This is a genomic window from Enterococcus sp. AZ062 (assembly GCF_051715065.1).
Taxonomy (GTDB): domain Bacteria; phylum Bacillota; class Bacilli; order Lactobacillales; family Enterococcaceae; genus Enterococcus_B; species Enterococcus_B mundtii.
This window is the reverse complement of record NZ_JBIOTB010000001.1, coordinates 830,000-855,583: the sequence shown is the minus strand read 5'-3', so window position 1 is coordinate 855,583 and position 25,584 is coordinate 830,000. Positions and strand designations below refer to the sequence as shown.

Sequence of the window (25,584 nt, the reverse complement as noted above, 5' to 3'; positions counted from 1 at the left end):
TTTCTAATCATCGATTACTGTGACTGCTGAACCGAAAAGTTCTTCAGCTTTCGTCACTACATTTTCTTGGTTTGTTTGTTCTTGAGGAAGCAATTCGATCTCGTCTGATTCATCATCAGACGCAAACGATTCTTCGGCTTCTCCATCCTTTGCTTGGACGAGATAATTTTTTCTTAGACCGGGCCAACTTTCCCGTGTGATATAGACAGGCTCTGGCGCATAATCTTTGATCATGCGACTAAGTTGGTTGTGGATCGCTAATTGAAGCTCTTCGTCATTAGCTGCGCGCTGACAGACGATTTCATAATCAAAAGCAATCACTAGTCCATTAGGTCCTGCCGCAACTGGTTCACTTGCTTTGAGCATCGCTCGCTGGGTCACTGACAAACTCATCAAAAGATCATCCCAGACTTCTTTTACTTCATTCAAGTGTTTCCTTGTCGCCTCTTTTAGTACATTATACACCCGTTCCGTGGGAATACGGTATGTACTTGGCTGTTTTTTCTGAACAGGTGATTGCGTCGTTTGCTGATTCGCAGTGACTTTCACCGTACCATTTTTGATTTCTTTGATTTCCTTTTTCAGCTCTTGGATCTCTTGTTGCAATTGTCTTACTTGTTGCTGATCGATCTCACTAGGCACTTGCTGACTTTCATTTGCTGAAGATTGAGCTAGTTTCACTGTGGCAACCTCTAAATAAATGGTCGCGCTATTTGTAAAACGCACCTCATTTTGTGTATCGCTCAAAATTTGGATCATTTGAAACAAGCGTTGTGCCGGTATTTCTTTCGCCAATGTCGTGAATGTTTCTGTTTTGACATGTGAGGTTTCCTCTAATAGATTTGGTGCTTGCTGATACATCAATAGATCACGGCAATAAGACAACAGATCTTCTAAAAAGCGCCGTGATTCTTTTCCTGCCGCTAAAATTTGATTCAATTCTTGTAAGGCTTGTGGGATCTCTTTGCTAAAACAAGCGGATAGATACGCATCCATCATCTCATTCGTCAAACTCCCCGTGACTTGCATCGCATCATCCAACGTGATCGTGCCATCACTGAAAGAAATCGCTTGGTCAAGAATACTTAACGCATCCCGCATCCCACCTTCTGCTGCTCGTGCGATGACAGTCAACGCAGGCGCTTCATAAGCAATCTCTGTTTGATCCAAGATATATTCTAAATGTTCGGTAATATCTGCTGCATTGATCCGTTTGAAATCAAAACGTTGTGTTCGAGAGATGATCGTTGCAGGGATTTTGTGCGGTTCAGTGGTTGCTAAAATAAAAATTACACTTTCTTTTGGTTCTTCCAGTGTTTTCAGTAAAGCATTGAACGCTCCAGTCGAAAGCATGTGGACTTCATCAATGATATAAATTTTGTAAGCGGCTTTTGTTGGTGCATAATTTGCTCGATCTCTGATGAAACGGATCTCCTCGACACCATTGTTACTTGCCGCATCGATTTCAATGACATCTTCTTGTGTCCCAGTCGTGATCGACTGACACATCTCACAATGATTACAAGGTTCACCATCTTTGCTGTTTGGGCAATTGATCGCCTTGGCAAATATTTTTGCCGCACTTGTTTTCCCTGTCCCTCTTGGTCCTGTAAACAAATAGGCATGTGAGGTTTTATGGGAAACAATCGCATTTTTCAATGTTTGTGTCACAGCTTTTTGTCCAACGATATCTTCAAATCGCTGTGAACGCCACACACGATAAAGTGCTTGATATGCCATAAGGATCCCCCTTCTTTTGAAAAATTCACTAACTTTTATTATACGTGATTTAGCAAAAAAAAACTACTATACTTTATTCGGTTGTAACAGAAGTGAGCAACACTTAGAAATAAGTCTTAACATTCAAAAAAGCTGCTCGTATTTTGGGATGTTTCGGCTAAATACCAATTTCGAACATCGTTTGGCTAGGTTGTGAAAGAAGCCTTAAACTCTAGACTATTAGACAGAAACATCCAAAATAGCTATTTCATCGTTGATTTTTTTGAGCTGTGTCCAAAGAGTTGCGTCTTGAACAGTATTTATCCAGATTCTGAAAAAAAGTTCAGTTCTAAAATGTATGGCTGAACGTGGAAAATAGTTGCTCTGGTTTTCTACATCTTTCGACTGAGAGCATTTTCAGTCTCCTATGGTATAATATAAACATATACGTAGTAAAAAAATACTTGCTCACAGGGAGGACTTTTTATGGGACTTATTAAAGCAGCAACTAGCATGATCGGCGGCGGATTAGCAGATCAATGGATCGAAGTCATTGAACCAGACAATATGAGCGACACCACAGTTATGACAAAAGGTGTCAAGGTACGTAAAGACGATAAACGAGGATCCAATCGAAAAGGTACAGAAGATGTATTGACAGATGGCACAGTCGTTCATGTCTATCCGAACATGATGATGCTCTTGGTAGATGGTGGAAAAATCATCGATTACACAGCTGAGGAAGGCTATTATACGATCAAAAATGATGCTGCCCCTTCCATGTTCAATGGTTCATTGAAAGGTGCAATCGCTGAAACCTTCGACCGCTTTAAATTTGGTGGCGTGACACCACAAAAACAACAAGTATTCTATATCAATCTACAAGAGATCAAGGGAATCAAATTTGGCACAAGCGCTCCGTTGAATTACTTTGATAATTTCTATAATGCAGAATTATTCTTACGTGCGCATGGAACGTACTCTATCCATATCACCGATCCAATCTTATTCTATACAAATGCAATTCCTAAAAATAAGACGCAAGTTGAAATTGCAGATATCAATGAACAATATTTAGCAGAATTTTTGACTGCTCTTCAATCAGCGATCAACCAAATGTCTGCTGATGGGCAACGTATTTCCTATGTCCCATCAAAAAGTTTAGAACTAAGCAAATATATGGGCACAGCGTTAGACGATTCCTGGCGTGAGCTTCGTGGGATGGAGATTGTTTCTGTCGCAGTTGCTAGCATCTCTTACACAGATGATTCGGTCAAACTCATCAACATGCGCAATGAAGGTGCCATGTTAGGTGATCCTAGTGTCCGTGAGGGCTATGTGCAAGGTTCGATTGCTCGTGGGATGGAAGCTGCAGGTAAAAATGATGCCGGTGCAATGACTGGCTTTATGGGCATGGGAATGGGCATGAATGCCAATGGCTCCTACTTAGCTCAGTCCTCACAAAATAATCAAGAACAAATCAAGCAACAACAAGAAAAACAAAACCAACAAACAGCGCAAGGCACTAATGATACATGGACTTGCCCTGTCTGTGGTACCGAAAACACTGGTAAATTCTGTTCAAACTGTGGTGGTGCAAAACCAGTAGCGAATAGTCAGCCAAAGCTCGAAATGAAATGTAGCGAATGTCATGAAGTAGTGGATCTTTCAAATGGAATTCCTAAGTTTTGTCCAAATTGTGGAAAACCATTCAAAGGTATCCCACTCGACTAGTTGAAAGGGGTGCCTGAATGGATGCTTTAACACATAAATGCCCCAATTGTGGCGGACCATTGACCTTCGATCCAAAAGATCAAAAATTTCATTGTGATTATTGCTTAAATGTTTATACAGAAGCAGAAGTCAGTCAATATGAAGAAGAACAAAAATCGGCCCGCGACATCAATGGGACTCAAGATCAACCAGTTGCAACGGATGAGTTCACCTTTACAGCAGAAGAACAGCTCGATCAAATGGATGAAACAGAACGTCAAGCATTTGCAGATGCTGGTGGAATGACTGATACAGAGGCAACAGCTGAACAGACGGCTACTGACGAACAAAGCAACATGGAACTATTTTTATGTCCAAACTGCGGTGCAGAAATCGTCACAGAAGCCACTACAGCTGCTACCTATTGTTACTACTGTCATAATCCAGTCGTGCTATCCGGACGACTAAGTGGTGACTTCTTACCAAATAAAGTTCTGCCTTTTGCTGTAGAAAAAGAAGAAGCAATCAAACAGTTTCTCGCATGGACGAAGAAAAAATGGTTTGTACCAAAAGCATTTTTCAATCAGGAGCAAATCGACAAATTAACTGGCGTTTATTTCCCATATTGGGCAACCGACGCTGAACTAGATGGTTCTTTACAAGCCAACGGGACAGTTGTCAGAATCTGGCGTGTCGGTGATATCGAGTATACCGAAACAAAACAATATGCGGTTCACCGCGAAGGAAAGCTTTCCTTCAAAGAATTAGTAAAAAATGCTTTGTCAAAAAATACACAACAAAAAATGGTGGAGGCTGTCCAACCATTTCCATTAGCTAAAGCTATCGGATTCAAAAGTCAGTATCTTGCTGGTTTCCAAGCAGAGAAACGTGACATTGAGTACCAAGCAATCAAAGCAGATATCCAAAATGAGTTACGTGATTATTCCGAAAAATTGTTGCGAGATACAGCCAATGGCTATACTACTTTGACCGGAGTACGTACTTCTGCGGAAATCACTGGCGAAAAAAATGAATATGTCTTGTTACCGGTCTGGCTTGTTACTTACCGTAGCAACGATTCTAACAAGAAAGTCTATTATTATGCAATGAATGGCCAAACGGGTAAAGTTAGCGGTGTATTACCGATCAGTCATAAAAAACTCGCTTTGACCTCTTTTGGGATATTCACTGTTTTAGCGATCCTCTTTATGATTGGAGGCTATTTGATATGATGAGTAAAAAAAGTCTCTCCATTTTCTTTTTATTAGCTATTAGTTTACTGTGGACACCGATCGTAGGAGCTGCTACCCCAACAATCAATGACGACGCGAATTTATTTACAAGCGAACAAGTCAACACACTGAACCAACAAGCGAAAGAAATCAATGAAAAGATCAAAGGACAAGTATTTATCGTCACAACTACCTCAAATAGTTCAGAACCGAGAGATTTCGCTGACAACTATTTAAGAACCGCAATAGGAAATGATCAAAATGGTTCTGTTTTTCTTTTAGATATGGGGCAACGAGAAATCTATATCTCCACTTCTGGAAATATGATCGACTATTTGACGGACCGCAGGATCGATTCGATTTTGGATGATGTCTATGATCAGATGACGAATGCAAACTATTATGCAGCAGCCCAAGCCTATTTGACCAAAGCTTCTACTTATGTAGATGAAGGAGTGCCTGGCGGTCATTATCGTATAGATGAAGCCACAGGTAAAATCACTCGGTATAAAGTTTTGACTACCGTCGAAATAGTGATTGCGGTGGCTTTGGCAGCTATCTTAAGCATCGCTTTTTATATGATCACCGCCTCACGATACCAATTGAAATCCGGGACATATAAATACCCATTCCGTGAAAAGGCAAGCATCAAATTGACGGACAAAACAGATCGTTTAACGAACTCCTTTGTCACGACTCGTCGTATCCCTAAAGCGCCACCCCCAGGAAGCGGTGGTGGTGGCAGCACGACTCATTCGAGTGGTGGCGGTACCTTTGGCGGCGGTGGCCGAAGTTTTTAATTCAATGAAAACAGAACACGAAACATGGATCAGACTATGAGGGAATCCCTCTATCTGATTCATGTTTTTTTATACTATCATTAAATACTTACACACTTACCCATACTGAAATAGTCATAGAAATAAAATTACGTTAAATAGATATATATGTTGATTTTTAATTTCATAAATGTATACTTGACTTATGTAAGCGTTTCAAAAAAATGAAAGGAGGTCGCACCATGAATAATAAAGAAACAGCTCCATCAATCATTCATTTTGGGATGAAATCGGCTTGTTACTTGCTTCTTGCTTGTATCGTGAGTGGTATCTTCATTCCCTATTTATTCTATTTATTACACTGGGAAGTTCGACTGGGGGTCTTTCTCTTTCTTCCTCCCTCTTTAGCTGCTGTCATCACTGGCAATTATTATTTTATTTCAACTAATATAGGCTTTACTAAAGGATGTATCCGAACATTTCTTATTGCTACAGTCTGTCTCATGTCCGCCGCTTACTTATGGTTGTATCAAGGCATCATCTTCTAAATTCTATCGATAAAAAAGGAGTGTCGAAATGTTAACAAAGTTTACAGAAATCATTGAGCGTTATTTGGCAGGTCCAATGGCTACAATTGCCAACCAAAGACATTTACGTGCCATTCGTGATGGGATCATCGCTACATTGCCACTAATTATCGTCGGTTCGTTTTTCTTGATCATTGCTTTTCCTCCTTTACCGCCCAGTTGGGGGATCTATCAGTTCTTGTCCGAAAATGCAGCAACTATTTTATTACCCTATCGCATGACCATGTATATCATGTCTCTATATGCGACATTTGGTATCGGTGCCAGTTTAGCCAAAACCTATAAACTAGATGTTGTTTCTGGCGGGTTACTCGCTACGATTGCTTTTTTGTTGACCTTTATCCCTGTCAATATTCCTCTTGAGGCTGCGGAAGCTGCTGGCACTTCTGGTTTTGTTTTGCCTATGGCCAATCTTGGCGGTGGTGGGATGTTTGTCGGAATCATTACTTCGATTTTTGCAGTCGAAGTGTATCGTTTGACGGATAAATCGAAATTCAAAATCACAATGCCTGAGCAAGTACCTCCTGCGGTTGCACGTTCTTTCGAAGCATTAACGCCAACCTTGATCGTGATTTTAGTCATGGCATCGATCAGCTATTATATCGGCTTTGATTGGCACACTGCCGTTTCAAAAATTGTCAGCCCTTTGATCAGCGCAACCGATACGTTGCCGAGTGTATTGTTGCTGATTTTTCTAATCACTTTTTTCTGGGCATTCGGTATCCATGGCGTATCCATCATTGGTTCACTTGCTCGCCCCTTATGGTTGCAGATCTTAGAATCCAATACAACTGCAGCAGCTGCTGGTGAGGCGTTACCCAATATTGCAGCTGAACCTTTTTATCAATGGTTTGTTTGGATCGGCGGCGCAGGTTGTACGATCGGTTTAGCGATTCTGCTTGCCTTCACAGCCAAATCAAAATATGCTTCAAAACTAGGTAAGGCAATCATCACTCCTTCTATTTTCAATATCAATGAGCCAGTCATCTTTGGCGTACCGATCGTATTGAATCCGACACTGATCATTCCGTTTATCTTTGCTCCAATGGTTTGCGCAACCATCGCTTGGTTTGCGACTAAACTAGGCTTAGTCAGTGCTGTTACCATCACCGCACCATGGACGCTCCCTGGTCCTATTGGTGCTTACTTAGCTACAGGTGGTGACTGGCGGGCAGCCGTATTGAACATTTTATTAATCATTCTTTCCATTTTTATGTATTATCCATTCGTTAAGATTTATGATAAAAATGAATTAGCAAAAGAACAGGCTTTAGAAACTGAAACATCAAAAGAAACACCACTATCTAACTAATTTGAGAGATACTTAGAGTAAGATTGAGTCTACTTCTTTTATTTCATAAAAACAGCACCTACTTTCCTTAGAGAAAGAAGTAGGTGCTGTTTTTCATTACTGATTTTTTATTCTAGTGAAACTGATTTGTTTTAACTTATTACTTCAATACCCAGACACTGCTTGTTTCTGGATTGCTATTAGTATTCCACCATTTTGCTTCATAGGTCTTTCCTTTGTAGACAACTTGGTCACCACCAGAATATGCCTTGTTCGCTCCCCATTCTTCTGATTGTGTTTTATCTACTTTCTCCCAAGCCTGTGATGTATCAGGACGTTCTCCTCTGACCCACCATTTAGCACGGTATTGGATGCCGTTATAAATCACTAAGTCTCCTGCTGTGTAAATTTGGTCACTGCGCCAAGTATCTTGAATAACATTTTGCTCGTTGGTCTTGATTGTCACTGCCTGACTTTTTCCTGACTCATTACCTGCTCCATCATAAGCACTGACTTGGTAAGTATAGCTAGTATTGCTTGCTAGATTCGTATCAGTGAAATTCAAACCTGTTACTGAATTGATTTTTACACCGTCACGATAGATATTGTAGCCAGCCACACGTAGATTATCTGTCGCAGCAGTCCAAATGATCTGCGCGGTATTAGTCGTTACACTTCCCTGCGTCAAACCTGTTGGGATGCTTGGTGCTTCATCATCTTTTTCTTCTTGTCTTGTAACGACCGTCAAGAAGCTCGTTCTTGCTGATTCGTTCCCTGCTTCATCATAAGCGCTCACCTGATACACATATACTTCGTTACTCTTTAGATTTCCATCTAAATATTCAGGCTTATCCGTTGTTCCCACTTTTACGTTGTTCCTATAGATATTGTACCCTTTGACTTTCGTGTTATCCGAAGATGGGTTCCATGCTAATTTAACAGAATGACTTGTTACCTCATTCGCTGCAAGACCTGTTGGGATTGTCGGTGCTTCTTTGTCATTATTGTTCGTACCACCATCGATATCCCCTACTTCACCTGTCATCTCATCTCGGTATTCCCAGATTTTTTTAGTCAAGCTTGGTAGCTTTTCCATTTCGATTCGACTTTCAGCAGTCACTTGGATGCCCCATTTTTCAAAGAAAGGTTGCAAGTTTTGACCACTGATTTTTGAAGCTGCAACGACAAAATACTGACGTTTGTCTTGTTCCGTCGGCAGTGATCGTTGTTCGTTTCGATACATTTTATGTAAGTTTGGATAGAAATCTTCACCAAATGCTAATTCCAATTGCCAGAACATTCCTAATTTTGTCCAAACGTTTTGGCTATCAAATTGTTTTTGCCCTGTTCCATTCAAATAGTTGAAAATAGTTGGATAACGATTATCGCTTTCTAGACGACTACGCACGCCCAGTCCTTTTTCTGCACGCATAGAATAGATGTTTACTGTGACCTCCGTCAAGTCTTTCCAATTCATTCGTGATAATTGGTAGGTATGACCAAGTTCATGCCAAATTCCCCATTGTCCCCTAGTCGTAGGATTCAGTACTGCTCTCATTGCATCGGAGGTGCTGTTATAAGCTGTATGTTGGTAAAAAGCGTACATATAATAGCCAGACTGGATAGTTTCTCGCAAATGTTGGAACAACCCAACTGGCTTACGATGGACAGCAGAACTACCATCTAAACCAGATGTTTGATTATGGAACGTAATGACTTTCTCATGTGCATTAAGAATCGTCTCAGGATCCTTTGCATCTTGGAGTGTTCGATTCGATCCTGTCACTAACACACGGTCACTGACTAGTTCATAGCCTACTGCTGTCGGATTATCGGCAATCATTTTTGTCCATTCTTGCTGAGTTGTTTCACCAAGAATAAATCGAGGAATCGTTACCCCGCCTTTGATTTCAATACTTAGTTTTCCTTGCGCTGTTTGACCAGATTCATTACGAATGTGGATCAGACCGACTTGCGAACCAGAAATCACATTACGTCCCTTAACAAGTTGTGTTCCATTTGCCGAGCCTTCCGAAAAATTCGTTAAAGCAGGTGTAGTAACTGTATACGTCGGTAGTTGTGTTTGATCAGTTGATTCATCTACGTATATCTCGATCACATCATTCGCACGTTTATATATTCCGGTCGATTGATTAGTACTCGGACCATATGGATTATCTAAAATAGTTGATCTATATGTATTTAGATTCTCACTCTGTTTGAGTTCTAGTTTAGTAGAAATATTTTGATTGTTTTGTACGATTGCAGAAGTGGTAGCTTTTTCATTATCCCCCGAATGAATAACTTCCTCTGCGGTAGTTACATCAGAAAACATAACCATCCCTAAAAGTGCAGCGCTAAATAATAAACTTTTCTTCATTTTTAAAATAACTCCCCTAAAATCATTTTTTATTACAAAATAACTATAACATCCGCAAGAATGTGTTATTTACCAATTTTTCTTCACATCTGAAAAAAATAAAAAAATTTTTATTTTATTTATGTTTCTACTGACAATTACCTATAAAATTGCTTTTTATACCACTATCCTTACCAAACAATGATGTAAAAAATAAATAAACAACAACACGCTTGCCATATTTTCTCACAATAATAAAAAAACATGTTTAGGCTATTAATCCTCTCCCACCACCTGAAATCGAATAAGCAGTGGAAACAGAAGTAACACTTTCAGAAATAAGGCACCATCCACGAAAATTTGAAGAACAATTTTTCGTCAATGGCACCTTATTTATCAGGGCTAAACACTTCTGTCCCATCTCGTGTTAAAATAATACTAGTTTTTTCAAGCAAATAGATTTTTCTTATACTGACCGATGAGCGCCACGAGTATAAGAAGTATCCCTGAACAAAGATAAACAACTTTCACGCCAAAAAGATCAGCAATTTTCCCCATAACTAGCATCGCAGTCGAAAAAGTGCCCATATGGATTACTCCTGATATCGCATACACAGAAAGTAACTTTTCTTCTGAAGTCTTTTGCTGAATGATCGTTGCTTGCGGAATATTTTTTATCTGGAAAAAGATTCCGATCATAAACGTACAGAGCAAAACAAATGACGCATAAGGGAGCAACACGACTAGCAAAGTTGCTACACCACCCAAAAAAGAGCCTCCTACGATTGCTTTTCCTTTACTTTTATCAAAAAAGGCCGGACTTTTCATCACGATCAAACTTCCGAGTAACGCGCCAATAAAATAAGAAGTATTGATATAGCCCCACCAGTTAGCTGGTTGTTCCAATACTACCGATACAAAAACCAGCACAATAGAAGAGGCCCATGCTGTATTGGCAATTCCTTCTATTGTATCCATGATCACGACTATCCGTATCAAAGGCTCTCTCCAAACGTATCGCCAACCTTTTTTCAACTCTTGCCATTTTGAGTGCTTTGCTGCTTTTTCAACAGCTCTAGGTAGAAATAAAAATAAAACAGAACAAACTAAAAATAGTCCCACGTCTATCCAAACTAGCTCAGAAACAGAAAACCAGATAAGTAGAGAAGCACCTACCGCCCAACTTCCGATATTAACGACTTGAAGCATCGTGCTAAATAAGCTATTTGCCCGAATCAACTGATCTTTTTTGATATATCGAGGAATAAGTGCCATACTGACTGGTTCCGCACATGCATCTAAAAATGCAATACAAGCAATCAAAAAGTAAATCACGCCTAGGTTAATTGGTTTAGGCAGATAAGAGAGATAGGCTGCTAGAACGGTCAAAAAAATGGTCTTCATTATTTGACTCCATTTCAACATTCTATCAAGCGATATTTTCATGGAGAATAAGGGTGTCAAAAAGCTAGCCAACATCATTGCTCCTGTAACGACGACTGGTACAACGGCTGAAGCAAATGCTGAATTTGTCCAAGAAAAAACTGCACTGATGATTGCTACTGTATAGATCGTATCACCAATATTCGCTACTGCTTGACCGAACATCAAACACAAAAAAGCTTTTTTATCCTTCATTTTTTTCTCCTTCAATCAGTGGATTCAATCAACAGCATTCGTTTGTCACTATTCATTGTATCCTAGTTCTTTTAGGCCGATCCTCAAAAATAGTTTCCTAAAAAGCAGTTACTACCAAGGAACGACTTTGAGCTCTGGCCATTTCTTAATCCATTTTGCAACTTTCTGATCATAGATTTCTTCTGTGATCATTTTTTTATTCGGTCGGATGATCCCTTCAAATACATCATCTAGCCCATAAGGAGACAACACTTGCAACTGTCCCTTCTCATCAAGAGAAACAGCGATTGCTGTAGCTGTAGTTGGCCATGTATAAATGGCTTCTTCTGAAGAAGTATACGCCTGGATCGGAAAGCCAAATCTTTCTTCGTACCAAAGATGGACCCTTGCCTCGTTGATGATATCCAACGAATAGGTTGAATGTCCGATTGCCTCTGCAATTTCCTTACTCGTGTCCAGCTCTTTTTCTTCGCTTAATTCTTCATCAAAATAAACAATATCAACATCGCTTATCCCGTAGCCTATCGGCATGCCATAAAGCCGATTCCAAACGGATTGTACGATACATCCCGCTCCCACATATAGTTCTGGTATCGCCATGTTAGAAACCGTTTGGATGATTTGATAAAGAGCAGTATCTTGTTTTAGTATCTCGTGGAGTGATTCTTTTTGAGTCTGCAATAGTTCATTTTTTATCATGGTTTTTCCCGCCTTTTTTTAATAATGTTCCGGTTCAAACGATTATTTTCTTAAATAAAATCTTACAGGAAGCGGTTGCAATCTGCAATAGAGCTTCCCACGTTTGATTATTAAATAGCAAACAAAGCGATCCTATAATAGAGTTGTACGGATAAAAAACAAATAATTTCATCATTGAACTAACAAGTATTCTCATAGCTTAATGCTTTTTCATTAGATTAGTAACATTTGTTTTACGTTCAAGAGAAGGCTCGCTAATTCTATTACTGAATATTTTATCATAAGTTCAAATTATTAAATTAGAAACTGGATAACTAAACAAATATTAGGGTAATAATTTGATTTACACCCAATTATTTGTTAAAACAAATCAGAAATTTCAATTATTGCCTGTTCTCTCTTTACCCGATTTGAAGAACAATCACGTTATCAAACAGAGATTCCCAAGGAGCATTTTAAGTTTTTTTATCCATCACCATTAGATGGTACAGAATCCTATGTATTATTTGATATTTTATTTGAGTCCTTTCCCTATAATCAGGTAATAGAACTGCCAATCAATAGTCCTTTCGTAGTTACTTCACCACCAAACAAAGCAAGTTCACGTCCCAGATATCGAAAACATACTAGGCGATAAGTTAACTGCGTTTGCCCCAAATACTACTGGTATTCCTTACAACAAGGGAAAAGAAATGGAAATTATTAAACAGTTATTTGACGTTGAAAGCTTATTTGACCAAGCAAATGATTTAGATAAAATAAGAGCCGCTTTCATCAAATGCGCGAAACAAGAACTTATCTATCGCGAATTAAGTAACATGAGTCCTGATGACGTCTTAGATGATATCCTAAAAACTGCATGTGTTATTGGAGGACGTGGTAGTAGTTATAAAGAGACATTCTTAAAATTAGAAGATGGAATCCGAAGAAACAAGTCTCATATCATTTGCAAAAACTATATATTAGAAGAAGCTTTGGTGAGTGCTTCTAAAGCTGCATATTTAGCTTGTCTGATAAAATCTAATCATACAACTATCGAACACTACGACTCATCTAAATCTTTGCCTGAACTAACCGGTGCTTTCCTCTTTAAAAAGATGGGAAAGATTGAAAAATTTAGTCCAGAAGCATATTATTATTTTGCGAAAGCTCAAGAAATCAGTAATTATATACATCAAACGGCTAACGATACTATTTAGAGATTTTTTTAATAGATACCCAGTTCATGAGCTTTACATAGAAATTTACAAAAAATTTTAAAAAAACAGACTATCCTCATGGGATAGTCTGCTAAAACTTGACTTAACAATGTTTTTATTATTCCGCAGCGTTTTCGTCTTTGAGACCGTATTTTTTGTTGAAACGGTCCACACGTCCGTCTGCTTGTGTGAATTTTTGACGTCCAGTGTAGAATGGATGTGAGTCAGAAGTTACTTCGACACGGATGACTGGGTATGTATTACCGTCTTCCCATTCAACTGTTTCTTGTGAAGTTTTTGTTGAACCTGACAAGAATTTGAAACCAGTTGTAGAATCCAAAAATACGACTGGATGGTAATCTGGATGGATATTTTCTTTCATGCTATTCGCTCCTTTGCCCTGCTTCATTTGCTGAACCAGAGTTGATTTGTCGATTTACAACATTTACATCTTACCATGTTTCCTATAAGCTTGCAATTATCTTTTTAAATTTCTTGTGGGATTTTTTTTGCCAAAAGAAACATCTTGGAAATCGTTAAAAAATTGTTGGTTATTTTTAGTTTTTCGCAAGAAACGAATCAATTGTTCCGTATATTCTAATGAGTCGCCAATCATATGCTTACGGAGTTTCCAGATTTCTTCTAGCTGATCACTATCCATCAATAACTCTTCTTTACGAGTACCTGATTTTTTGATGTCGATAGCAGGGAAAATACGTCGCTCTGATAGTTCACGAGAGAGTTGTAATTCTAAGTTTCCTGTTCCTTTGAATTCTTCGTAGATGACATCATCCATCCGACTCCCTGTATCAACTAATGCCGTAGCCAAAATCGTTAAGCTACCGCCTTCTTCAATATTTCTGGCAGCGCCAAAGAATTTTTTCGGTTTGTACAGTGCAGCAGGATCGATCCCTCCGCTCAATGTACGACCACTTGGTGGTACCACTAGATTATAAGCACGAGCCAATCGAGTGATACTGTCCATCAAGATGACGACATCCCGTTTATCTTCAACTAAACGCATGGCACGCTCTAAAACCAATTCAGAAACCCGCGTGTGGTTTTGTGGTTGCAGATCAAATGTGGAAGAAACCACATCCCCTTTGACACTACGCTCAAGATCAGTTACTTCTTCGGGTCTTTCGTCGATCAATAGAACGATCAACTCCACTTCGGGATGATTTTCAGTGATCCCATTAGCGATTTCTTTTAAGATGGATGTTTTTCCTGCTTTCGGCGGTGCAACGATCAACCCACGTTGTCCAAAGCCAATCGGCGAGAAAATATCGATCATGCGTGTTGCGATTTGTTGCGGTGTCGTTTCTAAACGAAGTTGCTTCTCCGGATAAAGCGGCGTCAATGCTGGGAAATGCGGGCGCTCTTTCGCATCTTCCGGATCTCTCCCGTTGACACTTTCAACGTGCATCAATCCGTAATATCGTTCTGATTCTTTAGGCGGTCTTGCTTTACCAGCTACTTTGTCACCGTTTCTTAAACTGAAGCGACGAATTTGGGAGGCAGAGATATAAATATCTTCGACACTTGGACCATAGTTGATCGGACGCAAAAAACCATAGCCGTCTTGTCCAACGATATCTAAAATCCCCTCCATATAGTAAAAGCCTTGTTTTTCAGCCTGAGCTCGAATAACAGCTAGGGATAATTCCTTTTTGTTCATCTTACTATAATAAGGAATCTTGAATTCTTTTGCATAACTGTAAACATCTTTTAGTGTTTTGTTTTCCAGTTCGGCCATTGTCAAATAATCGCTCATTCGGCTTCCACTTCCTCCACCATTTTGATACTTGCTCCAATTGCTGTTAATTTCTCGATGATATGATCATAGCCACGCAAAATATATTCGACATTATAAATCGTTGTCGTGCCTTCTGCCATCAATCCAGCAATGACTAAACAAGCACCTGCACGCAAATCTGAGGCAACGACCTCCGCGCCATGAAGTTTATTCGGCCCATTCAGGATGATCATATTCCCTTCTACTGAGATATCAGCACCCATTCGTGCTAATTCAGGGACATGATTCACTCTTTTGGAATAGATCGTGTCCATGATTTCAGCTGTTCCTGTAGTCATCAATAATAACGGTGTCAACGGTTGTTGTAAGTCTGTGGCAAAACCTGGATACGGATAAGTCATCACATTCGCGGCTTTTAAATTCTTTGAAGGATAGACTTCGATCTCATCTTCACTGATTTTCATGCTCACACCGATTTCTTGAAGTTTAGCAATAAAACTTTCAAGATGCTCATAGATCACATTCTTGATTTTTATACCATTTCCTGCAGCAGCAGCTACAGCCAAATAAGTCCCTGCTTCGATACGGTCAGGAATCATGAAATGACGGCAACCATGCAGTTCTTCTACTCCTTCAATACGAATCACGTCAGTGCCTGCTCCACGGATCTTGGCACCCATATTGTTCAATAATGTCGCAACATCAATGATTTCAGGTTCACGCGCCGCATTTTCGATCGTCGTCTGTCCTTTTGCTTTCACTGCGGCTAACATGATATTGATCGTTGCACCAACAGAAATCACATCCATAAACACACGATTTCCATGAAGCGTTTTGTTTTCTGTTCGTAGGTACATCGCACCATGTTCATTTGTGACTTTTGCTCCTAACGCTTCAAATCCTTTGATATGAAGGTCGATTGGACGCGGACCAAGGTAACAGCCGCCTGGTAGACCAACAACTGCTTCGCCAAATTTAGCTAATAACGTGCCCATAAAATAGTAAGAAGCACGCAAGCTATTGATCTTCCCACTTGGCATCGGTACTGAAACGACACCGCGTGGATCGATTTCTAATACATTGTTTTCAAAACGGACAGTCGCGCCCATGATTTCTAAAATTTCTATCAATGAATGAACATCTTGAATGTCAGGTACACCTTCCAAGATCACAGGAGAATCTGCTAAAATCGCTGCTGGTATTAAGGCAACTGCACTGTTTTTAGCACCACTGATTGTTACTTCACCAGTCAATGGACGATTTCCTTCGATGATTATTTTTTTCATTTGTTCCCCACCTTGTTTATTCCTCAAATTTTATACATATGCTTGTATTTTATCATAGATGAAACGAAGAAACGAGTATCGTTCCTTTTATTTAAATAAAAAAAGAGAACAATCGCCGGATCGGCACATTGTTCTCTTCTATCAGTTATCTCGTTTGATCTAACTTTAATCGATTATGCTTTGTTAGCAGAACCGAACCAGTCGATATGAGATTCAGCATCTTTAACGATTGCTGCTTTACCTGGTGCTAATAATTTACGAGGGTCAAATCCTTTACCTTCGCGGTCTTTACCAGCTTCGATATATTCACGAGTTGCTGCAGCAAATGATAATTGGAATTCAGTGTTCACATTTACTTTAGAAATACCCATTGAGATAGCTTTTTCGATTTGATCTTGAGGAATACCAGATCCGCCGTGTAATACTAAAGGTACATCTGAACCTACAGCATCAGCAATTGCTTGTAAGTGATCAAATGCTAATCCGCTCCAGTTTTCTGGATATTGACCGTGGATGTTACCAATACCACATGCTAAGTAGTCAATACCTGTTGCTACCATTTGTTTACATTCTTCGATGTCTGCTAATTCGCCTGTTCCGATGATTCCATCTTCTTCTCCACCGATTGAACCAACTTCACACTCAACTGAGATTCCTTTAGCGTGAGCTTTTTCAACAACGTCTCTAGCTAATTTCAAGTTTTCTTCGAATGGTAAATGAGAACCATCGAACATAACTGAAGTATAGCCAACTTCGATACATTCTAATGCTGCATCGTAGTCACCATGGTCTAAATGGATTGCCACTGGAACAGTGATGTTCATTGATTCAACTAAATTAGTGATCATGTCTTTACATACTTTGTAACCACCCATGTATTTAGCTGCACCCATTGAAGTTTGGATAAGTACTGGTGCTTTTTTAGCTTCAGCTGCTTCTAAGATCGCTTGAGTCCATTCTAAGTTGTTTGTGTTGAACCCGCCGACAGCATAACCGCCTTTACGAGCAGCTTGTAAAAATTCAGCTCCTGATACTACTGGCATAATAAATTCCTCCTAAATTTTGTGAAAACTAAATTTGTTAAGATGATCCTTAACCAACGAACCTATTTTACCAAACATTTCACTAGTTTTCTACTAAAATCAATAAAAATGAAAATTTTCAAGACGCTTTTTTCATTAAATAAATAAAATTCACTGAAATATCGTAGGTAAAAGGTTCTCTATAAACATTTAAAATATTTATTAATAACAATTCTAATAATTTGACACCCGCTGATTTTGACGGATCAATTCCTAGCATTTTTTATTTTGATTCGCGTTCCGTTAACGAAGCACCAACAAATGCTTTGATCAATTTCTGTGGACGGTTCGGACGTGAGATTAATTCTGGATGGAATTGACATCCAACAAAGAATTTTTTCTCGGTGATCTCAACGATCTCAACTAAACGATTGTCTGGAGATACACCTGAAAAGACTAAACCATGTGCTTCAAATTGTTGACGGTATTTGTTGTTGAATTCATAGCGATGACGGTGACGTTCTTGGACAACTTCTGCACCATCATAAGCTGTAGCAGTAGTCGTGCCTTTTTTGACTTTACATGGGTAAAGCCCTAAACGCAATGTTCCACCAAGATTTTCAACGTTCTCTTGATCTGCCATCAAGTCGATGATGTTGTTTGTCGTTTCTGGAATTGTTTCTGCTGAAGCAGCATCTTCTAGACCTACGACATTGCGAGCAAATTCAACACAAGCCATTTGCATCCCTAAACAAATCCCTAAGAATGGGACATCATTTTCACGAGCATAACGAATGGCTTCGATTTTCCCTTCGATTCCTCGATCACCAAAACCACCTGGTACTAAGATCCCATCTGCCTCTTTCAATCGTTCGTCCACATTTTCACTCGTCAATTCATGTGCTTTGACCCAATCCAATTCGATATCTGCATCAAATGCAAAGCCTGAATGTTTCAATGCTTCCACAACTGAAATATACGCATCAGGTAATTCAACATATTTCCCTACTAAAGCAATGCGAACTTTTTTCTTCAAGTTCAAGACACGATTTTCTAATGCTTTCCATTCTGTCATATCTGCTTCTGGCGTTGAGAGCTTCAAATGATCACAAACGATCCGATCCATTCCTTGTGATTGCAATAATAACGGGATTGAATATAGTGTATCTACGTCTGGTGATTCGATCACGGCTTCTGGTTCAACGTCACAAAATTGTGCCAATTTATTTTTGACATCTTGAGATACAGGTTGCTCTGTGCGCACGACTAAGATATTTGGTTGGATACCTAATCCACGTAACTCTTTCACGCTATGTTGTGTTGGTTTAGTTTTCATTTCACCAGCCGCTTTTAAATAAGGAATCAACGTTGTATGGATATACATCACGTTATCAGAACCAACATCAGCTTTCATTTGACGCAACGCTTCTAAGAATGGCAGTGATTCAATATCCCCAACTGTGCCGCCGACCTCTGTAATAATGATATCTGAGTCAGTCATTTTAGCTGCACGCATGATTTTTTCTTTGATTTCATTCGTAATATGCGGAATCACTTGGACAGTTGCGCCTAAGTACTCCCCTTTACGTTCTTTACGTAAAACTTCTGAATAAATTTTTCCTGTCGTCACATTGGAGTATTTGTTCAAGTTGATGTCAATAAAACGTTCGTAGTGGCCTAAGTCCAAATCCGTTTCTGCTCCATCATCCGTAACGAAAACTTCTCCGTGTTGGTATGGACTCATTGTCCCTGGGTCCACGTTGATGTATGGATCAAATTTTTGGATCGTTACTTTCAATCCACGATTTTTCAACAAACGGCCTAAAGATGCTGCTACGATCCCTTTACCAATCGATGAAACCACGCCGCCTGTCACAAAAATGTATTTTGTCATATGTTCAAAAACTCCTTCTTGTTTTATCTGCAGGAAAAGTCTAAGAAAATAAATAAGGCTCCCTATCCTTCTAAAGAATAGGGAGCGTTGATTTCTGTAAACTTCTGACCCTCTAAAAGGGTGCCCAAGGTGTATATTACAAGCTATCTAAACGAAAGTCAAGTATTCAATTATGATTGAACAAATTCACTAAACAAGGATACACTCACTTTCGTAAAAGACTTTGATTAGTATTCAATTGATCAAAGTAAGAGGGAAAATGGCAACATAGGAAATGTTACCGAAATTTTAGGAAAATATAGGCAGAAAATGTTACTATTAATATTGAATTAAAAAATATATCCAGAAAAGAGGAATATTTATGAAAGAATCTTATTTTGATGGTGGACTTGCTACTTACATTGGTACATCGATTTTAGCTTCACTTATCACCATATTAACGTTAGGTATCTGCGCACCTTGGGGATTTTGTTTTTTGTATAATTGGAAAATCAAACATACTGTAATCAACGGAAAAAGACTCTATTTCGATGGTACAGCAATGCAATTATTTGGTCATTGGATCAAATGGTTATTACTCACTCTCATTACTTTAGGAATATATGGTTTCTGGTTAACTATTAAATTAGAACAATGGCGAGTGAAACACACACATACAATCGATTGATGTTTACATATGATATTAAATAAATAGCAGTAAATCAGTTCCTTAAAATTCATCGCAAAACTAATTAATATACTTACAAGAAATGCATATTCCGTAGATAAAAAAATGCCGAATCATGGATGGTTACTCCATAGATTCGGCATTTTACATTTTTTATTATTTTCTACAGACTAGATCAATAAAGCTCTAAATATTGTTCTCTTTCCCATTCAGAAACGGTTTGTCTAAAGGCAGCCCATTCCAGACGTTTTGCCTCCACAAAGTTTGCAAAGATATGATTGCCTAACGCATCGATCATCACTTTGTCTTTGCGTAATTCTTTGATGGCATTGTGGATCGTTGATGGCAGATCTTGGATTTGTGCTTCTTCACGTTCTTCTTCGTTCATCACGTAGATGTTACGATCAACAGCCGGTGGTGGTGTCAATTCATTTCGGATACCATCTAAACCTGCTTGTAATAAAACAGCCATTGCTAGGTATGGGTTCGCTGCTGGATCGACAGAACGTAATTCTAAACGAGTGGATAAACCACGAGATTCCGGTACACGTACCAATGGCGAACGATTACGTCCACTCCATGCCACATAAACAGGTGCTTCGTAGCCTGGAACTAAACGTTTATAAGAGTTGACCGTTGGATTGCAGACTGCCGTATACGCGCGCGCATGTTTCAATAAGCCACCTAAGAAATGATACGCAGTTTGACTTAATTCTAAATCTCCGTCTTTATCGTAAAAGGCATTTCCATCTTCATTGAATAGAGACATATTGCAGTGCATGCCAGAACCGTTGATCCCGAATAATGGTTTTGGCATGAAAGTCGCATGCAAGCCATGTTTACGAGCGATGGTTTTCACGACTAATTTAAACGTTTGGATATTGTCACAAGCATCAACGACATCCGCATATTTGAAGTCGATCTCGTGTTGTCCAGGAGCCACTTCATGGTGAGAAGCCTCCACTTCAAAGCCTAAGCTTTCTAATTCCAATACGATATCTCGACGGCAATTTTCGCCTAGATCCGTTGGTGCAAAATCGAAGTAACCACCTTTGTCATTCAACGTCGTTGTGATGCCACCATCTTCATCTAATTTGAACAAGAAGAATTCTGGTTCAGGTCCTAAATTAAATGAGGTAAAGCCAAGTTTTTTCATATCATTTAATGAACGTTTCAGATTGCCACGAGGGTCACCAGCAAACGGAGTACCGTCCGGATTATAAATATCACAAATCAGGCGCGCCACTTTGCCGTGGTCGCTTTCCCATGGGAAAATCATCCAAGTAGAAAGATCAGGATACAAGTACATATCACTTTCTTCGATTCTGACAAATCCTTCAATCGAAGAACCATCAAACATCATTTTATTCTCAAGTACTTTGTCGATTTGACTCACTGGAACTTCAACATTTTTGATTGTTCCTAATATATCTGTAAACATCAAACGTAAAAAGCGTACGTTCTCATCCTCAATGATTCGTTTAATCTCTTCGCCTGTGATTTGTTTCTTTACCATGGTATCCCTCTTTCTTTTTTTTATTTCATTCAGTCAAAGTATTGACGTTGTTGCAAGCCTTGTGACTGATAATGTCCTGTTTTGGCTAACCCGCCTTGAGCTAATATCTCATCACGGAAAATTTGACGAACGTCGTGATCGGTCAGCGGTTTTTTACTTTTTTCTTCTTGTTTTTTCGCCTGTGCCATTTCATAGACCCGTTTGATTCCAGCCATATTCAATCCTTCTGAAAGATAGTCTTTGATCTCTAATAAAATATCGATATCATTCAGTGAATACATGCGTCGATTCCCTTCACTTCTCTCAGGGTGAACAAATTCCTGTTCTTCATAATACCTGATTTGTCGAGCAGTCAAGTCTGTTAGTTTCATAACTGTACCAATTGGAAATACTGACATTGAACGACGTAATTCCTTTTCTCCCATCTGACGTCTCCTTTCGTCCTATCAATTGAATAAAGTATACCAATCACAAAAAAGACTGTCAACCTCTCATGTTAGGTTTCCTTACATAAGGAACGATTTTTTTTATAAAAAAACTTGATCCACTTCTAAATGAAGTCGATCAAGCTCGTATTTTCTTATTATTTCATTTTTAAAATAACTCATCTTTTTTTAGCCATTTTGAATTTTTATTCGCAAACCCACGTACTTCATAGCTATTTTGTTCTTCAATGAAGTGTTCATCTAATACAAGTGTCTGCCGTCTCAACTCACTTAATGTTTGTCCTTGGTCACTCGGCACAAGTTTCGTATAAGGAAGCATCAACTCCATCAACTGCCGTTTGATGGCCTCGATCAAGCGTTCTTTCCCCTCTTGTGTCTGAGCAGAAATCAAGACATTCGGAAATAAAGTCGGTGTAAACCCTGCTGTATCGATCTGGTCTGATTTATTATACACAGTCAATACAGGCATTTCTTTCATATCTAACTCATCCATCAACTTTAAAACCGTTTGTTCTTGCAAGATTCGATCAGAAGAACTTGCATCGACAACATGGAGCAAGAGATCCATCCCTTGACTTTCTTCAAGGGTTGAATGGAACGCATCAATCAACTGGGTGGGCAGATCTTGGATAAAACCAACGGTATCCGTTACAGTCAATTCGAATCCTTCCGCAAAACGCCATTTTTTCGTCAGCGGATCAAGGGTGGCAAATAGTTGATCTTTCGCATATGATTCAGCTTGCGTCAATAAATTAAGGATTGTTGATTTACCCGCATTCGTGTAACCGATCAAACCAATTTGAAACACTTCGCTACTTTGTCTTTTTTGCCGATTACGTTCTCGATGGGCCTCCACTGCTTTTAGCTCTCTTTTTACGCCTAAGATCTTGTTACGGATATGCCGACGATCCGTTTCCAGTTTCGTTTCTCCTGGTCCCCTTGTACCGATCCCACCACCAAGACGAGAAAGCGACTCACCTTGTCCAGCGAGACGAGGTAGTAGGTATTGCAATTGCGCCAATTCGACTTGCAGTTTCCCTTCTTTAGATCGCGCACGCATCGCAAAGATATCCAAGATCAATTGGACTCGATCAATGACCGGCGCCCCTACCGCATCGGTAATCAGCTGACTTTGACGCGGAGTCAATTCGTGGTTGAATATGACAAGATCTGCCTCATAAGCATCTGCTAATTGAGTCAATTCTTGAAGCTTTCCTTTACCGATCAACGTTTGACGATCCACTTGCGGTCGTTTTTGCGTGAGTCTATATACGACTTCACCAGCTGCTGTATCGATCAATTGTTCCAATTCTTTCATTGATTCAGCAAAATATCGCTGATTTTCTTCCGTTTCCACACCAACAATGATTACTTTTTCTTTTGCTTCTCTCATGTCCTCACCTCTTTCAGCCAACCTTCGATGGCATTTTCGATCTCTGCTAGATCTGTCGGTTTTTTCAAGAGATCGAACCAATGTGCCGTCAAGCGATTACGAAACCAAGTCAGTTGTCGTTTGGCATAGCGCCGAGAGTTCAATTTGATTTGTTCGACTGCCTCATCTAGAGTGATGTTTTCTTCAAAATAAGGAAAGAATTCTTTATAGCCGATCCCTTGACTGGCTTGAACCGCCCCTAATTCATAGACCTTTCTTGCTTCTGCAATCAATCCCTCTGTGAGCATTTGATCCACTCGTTGGTTGATTCTACTATAAAGGAACTCACGCTCCGTATCCAGACCGATCATATAATAATCATACAAGCACTCAGGTCTATCTTTCGGTGCCATGATACTATAGCCTGTTGTCTCAAATACTTCTAATGCGCGAATCACTTTTCGCTGATTATTCCAATGGATTTTCCCCGCTGCAAGCGGATCGCGTTCATTCAAATAAGCCCAAAGTTTTTCTTTTCCTAGTTCTTCAGCCATTTTTTCATATTTCTCTCGAACAGTAGCATCCGTTTCTTCATTTGCTCCTAATTGAAAATCGTACAATAACGATTGAATATATAAACCGGTGCCACCAACGATGATCGGCAAATGTCCTCTTTCGGTGATTTCCTTGATCAACTTGCGACCTGCCTGTTGAAAATCCGCTGCCGAATACTGCTGGTCTGGCTCGATCACATCAATCAAATGATGAGGGATCCCCATCTTTTCAGTTGGCTTGATTTTTGCCGTACCGATATCCAGATGTTTATAAATTTGTAAGGAATCTCCACTGATGATCTCGCCGTTGAATTTTTGGGCAAGTGTCACACTTAACGCTGTTTTACCAACTGCTGTGGGTCCTACGATCACTAATACTTTTTCCATATGACTCCTACTTTTTCATTAATTGTTTAACATACCAAGCACGTTCAGGAAAGTCTGTGATGAGTGCATCCACAGGTTCCTTTAATCCTCTTTCAAGCTCTTCTGTCGTATTGACTGTCCAAAGACGAATACGCTTTGGAAACTCCTGTATTTCCCGAGGATGCGCAAATGCCCAAGTTGCTTTAGGGTGAAGACCTTCAATAAAAGGTAAGGTCTTAGCTAGATCTAATTTTTTCATTGAATCACTCATTAAAAGATCCAATTGTGCCTCTGGTTCGATGACGGATAAACGTTCTAATGAACGAAGGTTGAAACTACAATAAGCATGACGAAACGGCCACTCATTTTTTGTCATAAGTTCAGATACTTGTGCTTCGATCCCTTCATACTCATACTTGTCCGTTTTGATTTCGATCATCAATGTTCCTCGATAATTTTTTTGGAGAAGTAGCGAGAGTACTTCTTTTAGCGCAGGGATTTTCGCTGCTGGGAAATCTTTACTAAACCAACTGCCTGCATTCAATTTTTTCAGCTCTTCGAGAGTCTTTTCTCGAACAAGGCCTTTGCCATTGGTTGTTCGATCAACGGTTTCATCATGGATAACAATCAGTTGACCGTCCTTACTAAGATGGACATCTAGCTCGATCCCATCCGCCCCCACTCTTACTGCTTCAGAAAAGGCGGGCAATGTATTTTCCGGATGGGTTCCTTTACTTCCTCGATGTGCATAAATCTGTACCATAGTCCTCACTCCGATCATCCCTATTTTACCACAGGAACAAAAAAGAAAAAGCTTGGACTCATTGTAAGTGCCCAAACTTTTACTTTATCAAAATGTTTAGTTTCTCATATCATTGAGTAAACAATATGTTTTGTTTAGCTCCACACATCATCTTTTGAGAAAAAGCCGATTGGTTGTCTCGTTGTATTTTTCAACTGGGATTTTTTCTCATTGATCATTGCGGTCAAATTATCTGTGAAATTTTCCAAAATGACACGCCCACCTTTGTAAGCATAGCCGCCGATCTTCATCGTTTCATCCGGTGAAAGAATCACTTTGCGATGAGCGATATTTTGGAATAATTCATCTAAAATATAATTTGGTAAATAAAAATTATTTTGTGCAGAAAATGATTGCAAATACGCAAAGTCATCGATTGTGATATAACAATCGTCAAAAGCATCAAAGCTGACATATTCTTCCAACAAGCTCGCACGCTTTTGGAGAATCTCATTGATTTTTTTATTTAGTTGATTCAATGTTTCGATTTCTTTGACTTTCAGTTCCAATTCGCGTCTACGTTGCTCTTTATTCTCAAGATGACGCATTTGGATCGCCATCCCTAAGTAGACTAAGATTGCTCCTACTAATACACCGATAAAACCTGTGATAGCAATTACCAATTACGGTTCCTCCTTCTTATTGATTTCTTTTTTATCATAACATAAACTCACTTTATGAGACTAG

General features: G+C 39.3%; 22 protein-coding genes. 7 read left to right on the top strand and 15 right to left on the bottom strand.

Annotated features, from left to right (window positions below; all coding sequences use genetic code 11):
• Nucleotides 1–3: 3 nt before the first annotated feature.
• Nucleotides 4–1,740: a DNA polymerase III subunit gamma/tau gene (dnaX, locus tag IGJ00_RS03990; RefSeq protein WP_074800128.1), complete on the bottom strand. Its 1,737-nt coding sequence runs from the start codon at nt 1,738–1,740 to the stop codon at nt 4–6.
• A 465-nt stretch (nt 1,741–2,205) separates the two neighbouring features.
• On the opposite strand from dnaX, the gene IGJ00_RS03985 reads away from it, so the two are divergent.
• The 5 genes from IGJ00_RS03985 (at nt 2,206) to IGJ00_RS03965 (ending at nt 7,342) form a co-directional block, all read left to right on the top strand.
• Entirely contained in the window at nt 2,206–3,453 is a 1,248-nt protein-coding gene (locus IGJ00_RS03985) for an SPFH domain-containing protein (RefSeq protein WP_071867001.1), read from the top strand.
• Between the two features lie 17 nt (nt 3,454–3,470).
• Nucleotides 3,471–4,664 (top strand): TFIIB-type zinc ribbon-containing protein, encoded by a 1,194-nt coding sequence (locus IGJ00_RS03980; protein ID WP_438844141.1) that lies wholly within the window; start codon nt 3,471–3,473, stop codon nt 4,662–4,664.
• The gene (locus IGJ00_RS03975; protein ID WP_438844140.1) at nt 4,661–5,464 is read left to right on the top strand and encodes a TPM domain-containing protein; all 804 of its coding nucleotides are present in this window, start codon (nt 4,661–4,663) and stop codon (nt 5,462–5,464) included. The genes IGJ00_RS03980 and IGJ00_RS03975 overlap by 4 nt, the downstream gene beginning before the upstream one ends.
• 221 nt (nt 5,465–5,685) lie before the next feature.
• Nucleotides 5,686–5,991: a hypothetical protein gene (locus IGJ00_RS03970; RefSeq protein ID WP_438844139.1), complete on the top strand. Its 306-nt coding sequence runs from the start codon at nt 5,686–5,688 to the stop codon at nt 5,989–5,991.
• A 28-nt stretch (nt 5,992–6,019) separates the two neighbouring features.
• Entirely contained in the window at nt 6,020–7,342 is a 1,323-nt protein-coding gene (locus tag IGJ00_RS03965) for a PTS sugar transporter subunit IIC (RefSeq protein ID WP_019722638.1), read from the top strand.
• 139 nt (nt 7,343–7,481) lie between these two features.
• Here the strand turns inward: IGJ00_RS03965 and IGJ00_RS03960 are convergent, their stop codons facing one another.
• The 3 genes from IGJ00_RS03960 to IGJ00_RS03950 all read right to left on the bottom strand — a co-directional run bounded on the left by IGJ00_RS03960 (nt 7,482) and on the right by IGJ00_RS03950 (nt 12,017).
• The gene (locus IGJ00_RS03960; protein ID WP_438844138.1) at nt 7,482–9,701 is read right to left on the bottom strand and encodes a M60 family metallopeptidase; all 2,220 of its coding nucleotides are present in this window, start codon (nt 9,699–9,701) and stop codon (nt 7,482–7,484) included.
• A 426-nt stretch (nt 9,702–10,127) separates the two neighbouring features.
• A complete protein-coding gene (locus IGJ00_RS03955; protein ID WP_438844137.1) occupies nt 10,128–11,318 on the bottom strand; it encodes an MFS transporter in 1,191 nt (396 codons plus the stop codon).
• 111 nt (nt 11,319–11,429) lie between these two features.
• On the bottom strand, nt 11,430–12,017 hold the full coding sequence (locus IGJ00_RS03950) for a nucleotidyltransferase family protein (RefSeq protein ID WP_438844136.1): 588 nt from the start codon (nt 12,015–12,017) through the stop codon (nt 11,430–11,432).
• A 692-nt stretch (nt 12,018–12,709) separates the two neighbouring features.
• Between IGJ00_RS03950 and IGJ00_RS03945 the strand changes: the two genes are divergently transcribed.
• Nucleotides 12,710–13,216: a hypothetical protein gene (locus IGJ00_RS03945; RefSeq protein WP_438844135.1), complete on the top strand. Its 507-nt coding sequence runs from the start codon at nt 12,710–12,712 to the stop codon at nt 13,214–13,216.
• Between the two features lie 118 nt (nt 13,217–13,334).
• Here IGJ00_RS03945 and IGJ00_RS03940 read toward each other — a convergent pair whose 3' ends face one another.
• The 5 genes from IGJ00_RS03940 to IGJ00_RS03920 all read right to left on the bottom strand — a co-directional run bounded on the left by IGJ00_RS03940 (nt 13,335) and on the right by IGJ00_RS03920 (nt 19,174).
• Entirely contained in the window at nt 13,335–13,598 is a 264-nt protein-coding gene (locus IGJ00_RS03940; RefSeq protein WP_010736059.1) for a type B 50S ribosomal protein L31, read from the bottom strand.
• Nucleotides 13,599–13,694: 96 nt separating this feature from the next.
• Nucleotides 13,695–14,990, bottom strand: coding sequence for a transcription termination factor Rho (gene rho / locus IGJ00_RS03935; protein WP_071867009.1), 1,296 nt, complete (start codon nt 14,988–14,990; stop codon nt 13,695–13,697).
• Nucleotides 14,987–16,258 (bottom strand): UDP-N-acetylglucosamine 1-carboxyvinyltransferase, encoded by a 1,272-nt coding sequence (locus tag IGJ00_RS03930; protein WP_074800108.1) that lies wholly within the window; start codon nt 16,256–16,258, stop codon nt 14,987–14,989. The genes rho and IGJ00_RS03930 overlap by 4 nt, the downstream gene beginning before the upstream one ends.
• Nucleotides 16,259–16,431: 173 nt before the next feature.
• On the bottom strand, nt 16,432–17,301 hold the full coding sequence (locus tag IGJ00_RS03925; protein WP_010736062.1) for a class II fructose-bisphosphate aldolase: 870 nt from the start codon (nt 17,299–17,301) through the stop codon (nt 16,432–16,434).
• Nucleotides 17,302–17,563: 262 nt separating this feature from the next.
• Nucleotides 17,564–19,174, bottom strand: a complete 1,611-nt coding sequence (locus IGJ00_RS03920) for a CTP synthase (protein ID WP_034689095.1) — start codon at nt 19,172–19,174, stop codon at nt 17,564–17,566.
• A 361-nt stretch (nt 19,175–19,535) separates the two neighbouring features.
• On the opposite strand from IGJ00_RS03920, the gene IGJ00_RS03915 reads away from it, so the two are divergent.
• Nucleotides 19,536–19,841, top strand: coding sequence for a DUF898 family protein (locus tag IGJ00_RS03915; protein WP_071867011.1), 306 nt, complete (start codon nt 19,536–19,538; stop codon nt 19,839–19,841).
• Between the two features lie 175 nt (nt 19,842–20,016).
• Here the strand turns inward: IGJ00_RS03915 and glnA are convergent, their stop codons facing one another.
• From glnA to IGJ00_RS03885, 6 genes are all read right to left on the bottom strand, one after another.
• The gene (gene glnA / locus IGJ00_RS03910; RefSeq protein ID WP_010736064.1) at nt 20,017–21,357 is read right to left on the bottom strand and encodes a type I glutamate--ammonia ligase; all 1,341 of its coding nucleotides are present in this window, start codon (nt 21,355–21,357) and stop codon (nt 20,017–20,019) included.
• A gap of 29 nt (nt 21,358–21,386) precedes the next feature.
• Nucleotides 21,387–21,782 carry a MerR family transcriptional regulator gene (locus tag IGJ00_RS03905; protein ID WP_010736065.1) on the bottom strand — a complete coding sequence of 132 codons (396 nt, stop codon included), beginning with the start codon at nt 21,780–21,782 and terminating at the stop codon, nt 21,387–21,389.
• Nucleotides 21,783–21,951: 169 nt separating this feature from the next.
• Nucleotides 21,952–23,196 (bottom strand): GTPase HflX, encoded by a 1,245-nt coding sequence (gene hflX / locus IGJ00_RS03900; protein ID WP_071867012.1) that lies wholly within the window; start codon nt 23,194–23,196, stop codon nt 21,952–21,954.
• Nucleotides 23,193–24,116 carry a tRNA (adenosine(37)-N6)-dimethylallyltransferase MiaA gene (gene miaA, locus IGJ00_RS03895; protein WP_438844134.1) on the bottom strand — a complete coding sequence of 308 codons (924 nt, stop codon included), beginning with the start codon at nt 24,114–24,116 and terminating at the stop codon, nt 23,193–23,195. The genes hflX and miaA overlap by 4 nt, the downstream gene beginning before the upstream one ends.
• 7 nt (nt 24,117–24,123) lie before the next feature.
• The gene (locus IGJ00_RS03890; protein ID WP_065096104.1) at nt 24,124–24,858 is read right to left on the bottom strand and encodes a glycerophosphodiester phosphodiesterase; all 735 of its coding nucleotides are present in this window, start codon (nt 24,856–24,858) and stop codon (nt 24,124–24,126) included.
• A 134-nt stretch (nt 24,859–24,992) separates the two neighbouring features.
• Nucleotides 24,993–25,457 (bottom strand): hypothetical protein, encoded by a 465-nt coding sequence (locus IGJ00_RS03885; RefSeq protein WP_371740687.1) that lies wholly within the window; start codon nt 25,455–25,457, stop codon nt 24,993–24,995.
• Nucleotides 25,458–25,584 lie beyond the last annotated feature (127 nt).

Bases quoted from the DNA above. Each gene is read 5' to 3' on its own strand.
- dnaX (WP_074800128.1), bottom strand. From the start codon at position 1,740: ATGGCATATCAAGCACTTTATCGTGTGTGGCGTTCACAGCGATTTGAA.
- IGJ00_RS03985 (WP_071867001.1), top strand. From the start codon at position 2,206: ATGGGACTTATTAAAGCAGCAACTAGCATGATCGGCGGCGGATTAGCA.
- IGJ00_RS03980 (WP_438844141.1), top strand. From the start codon at position 3,471: ATGGATGCTTTAACACATAAATGCCCCAATTGTGGCGGACCATTGACC.
- IGJ00_RS03975 (WP_438844140.1), top strand. From the start codon at position 4,661: ATGATGAGTAAAAAAAGTCTCTCCATTTTCTTTTTATTAGCTATTAGT.
- IGJ00_RS03970 (WP_438844139.1), top strand. From the start codon at position 5,686: ATGAATAATAAAGAAACAGCTCCATCAATCATTCATTTTGGGATGAAA.
- IGJ00_RS03965 (WP_019722638.1), top strand. From the start codon at position 6,020: ATGTTAACAAAGTTTACAGAAATCATTGAGCGTTATTTGGCAGGTCCA.
- IGJ00_RS03960 (WP_438844138.1), bottom strand. From the start codon at position 9,701: ATGAAGAAAAGTTTATTATTTAGCGCTGCACTTTTAGGGATGGTTATG.
- IGJ00_RS03955 (WP_438844137.1), bottom strand. From the start codon at position 11,318: ATGAAGGATAAAAAAGCTTTTTTGTGTTTGATGTTCGGTCAAGCAGTA.
- IGJ00_RS03950 (WP_438844136.1), bottom strand. From the start codon at position 12,017: ATGATAAAAAATGAACTATTGCAGACTCAAAAAGAATCACTCCACGAG.
- IGJ00_RS03945 (WP_438844135.1), top strand. From the start codon at position 12,710: ATGGAAATTATTAAACAGTTATTTGACGTTGAAAGCTTATTTGACCAA.
- IGJ00_RS03940 (WP_010736059.1), bottom strand. From the start codon at position 13,598: ATGAAAGAAAATATCCATCCAGATTACCATCCAGTCGTATTTTTGGAT.
- rho (WP_071867009.1), bottom strand. From the start codon at position 14,990: ATGAGCGATTATTTGACAATGGCCGAACTGGAAAACAAAACACTAAAA.
- IGJ00_RS03930 (WP_074800108.1), bottom strand. From the start codon at position 16,258: ATGAAAAAAATAATCATCGAAGGAAATCGTCCATTGACTGGTGAAGTA.
- IGJ00_RS03925 (WP_010736062.1), bottom strand. From the start codon at position 17,301: ATGCCAGTAGTATCAGGAGCTGAATTTTTACAAGCTGCTCGTAAAGGC.
- IGJ00_RS03920 (WP_034689095.1), bottom strand. From the start codon at position 19,174: ATGACAAAATACATTTTTGTGACAGGCGGCGTGGTTTCATCGATTGGT.
- IGJ00_RS03915 (WP_071867011.1), top strand. From the start codon at position 19,536: ATGAAAGAATCTTATTTTGATGGTGGACTTGCTACTTACATTGGTACA.
- glnA (WP_010736064.1), bottom strand. From the start codon at position 21,357: ATGGTAAAGAAACAAATCACAGGCGAAGAGATTAAACGAATCATTGAG.
- IGJ00_RS03905 (WP_010736065.1), bottom strand. From the start codon at position 21,782: ATGGGAGAAAAGGAATTACGTCGTTCAATGTCAGTATTTCCAATTGGT.
- hflX (WP_071867012.1), bottom strand. From the start codon at position 23,196: ATGAGAGAAGCAAAAGAAAAAGTAATCATTGTTGGTGTGGAAACGGAA.
- miaA (WP_438844134.1), bottom strand. From the start codon at position 24,116: ATGGAAAAAGTATTAGTGATCGTAGGACCCACAGCAGTTGGTAAAACA.
- IGJ00_RS03890 (WP_065096104.1), bottom strand. From the start codon at position 24,858: ATGGTACAGATTTATGCACATCGAGGAAGTAAAGGAACCCATCCGGAA.
- IGJ00_RS03885 (WP_371740687.1), bottom strand. From the start codon at position 25,457: ATGGCGATCCAAATGCGTCATCTTGAGAATAAAGAGCAACGTAGACGC.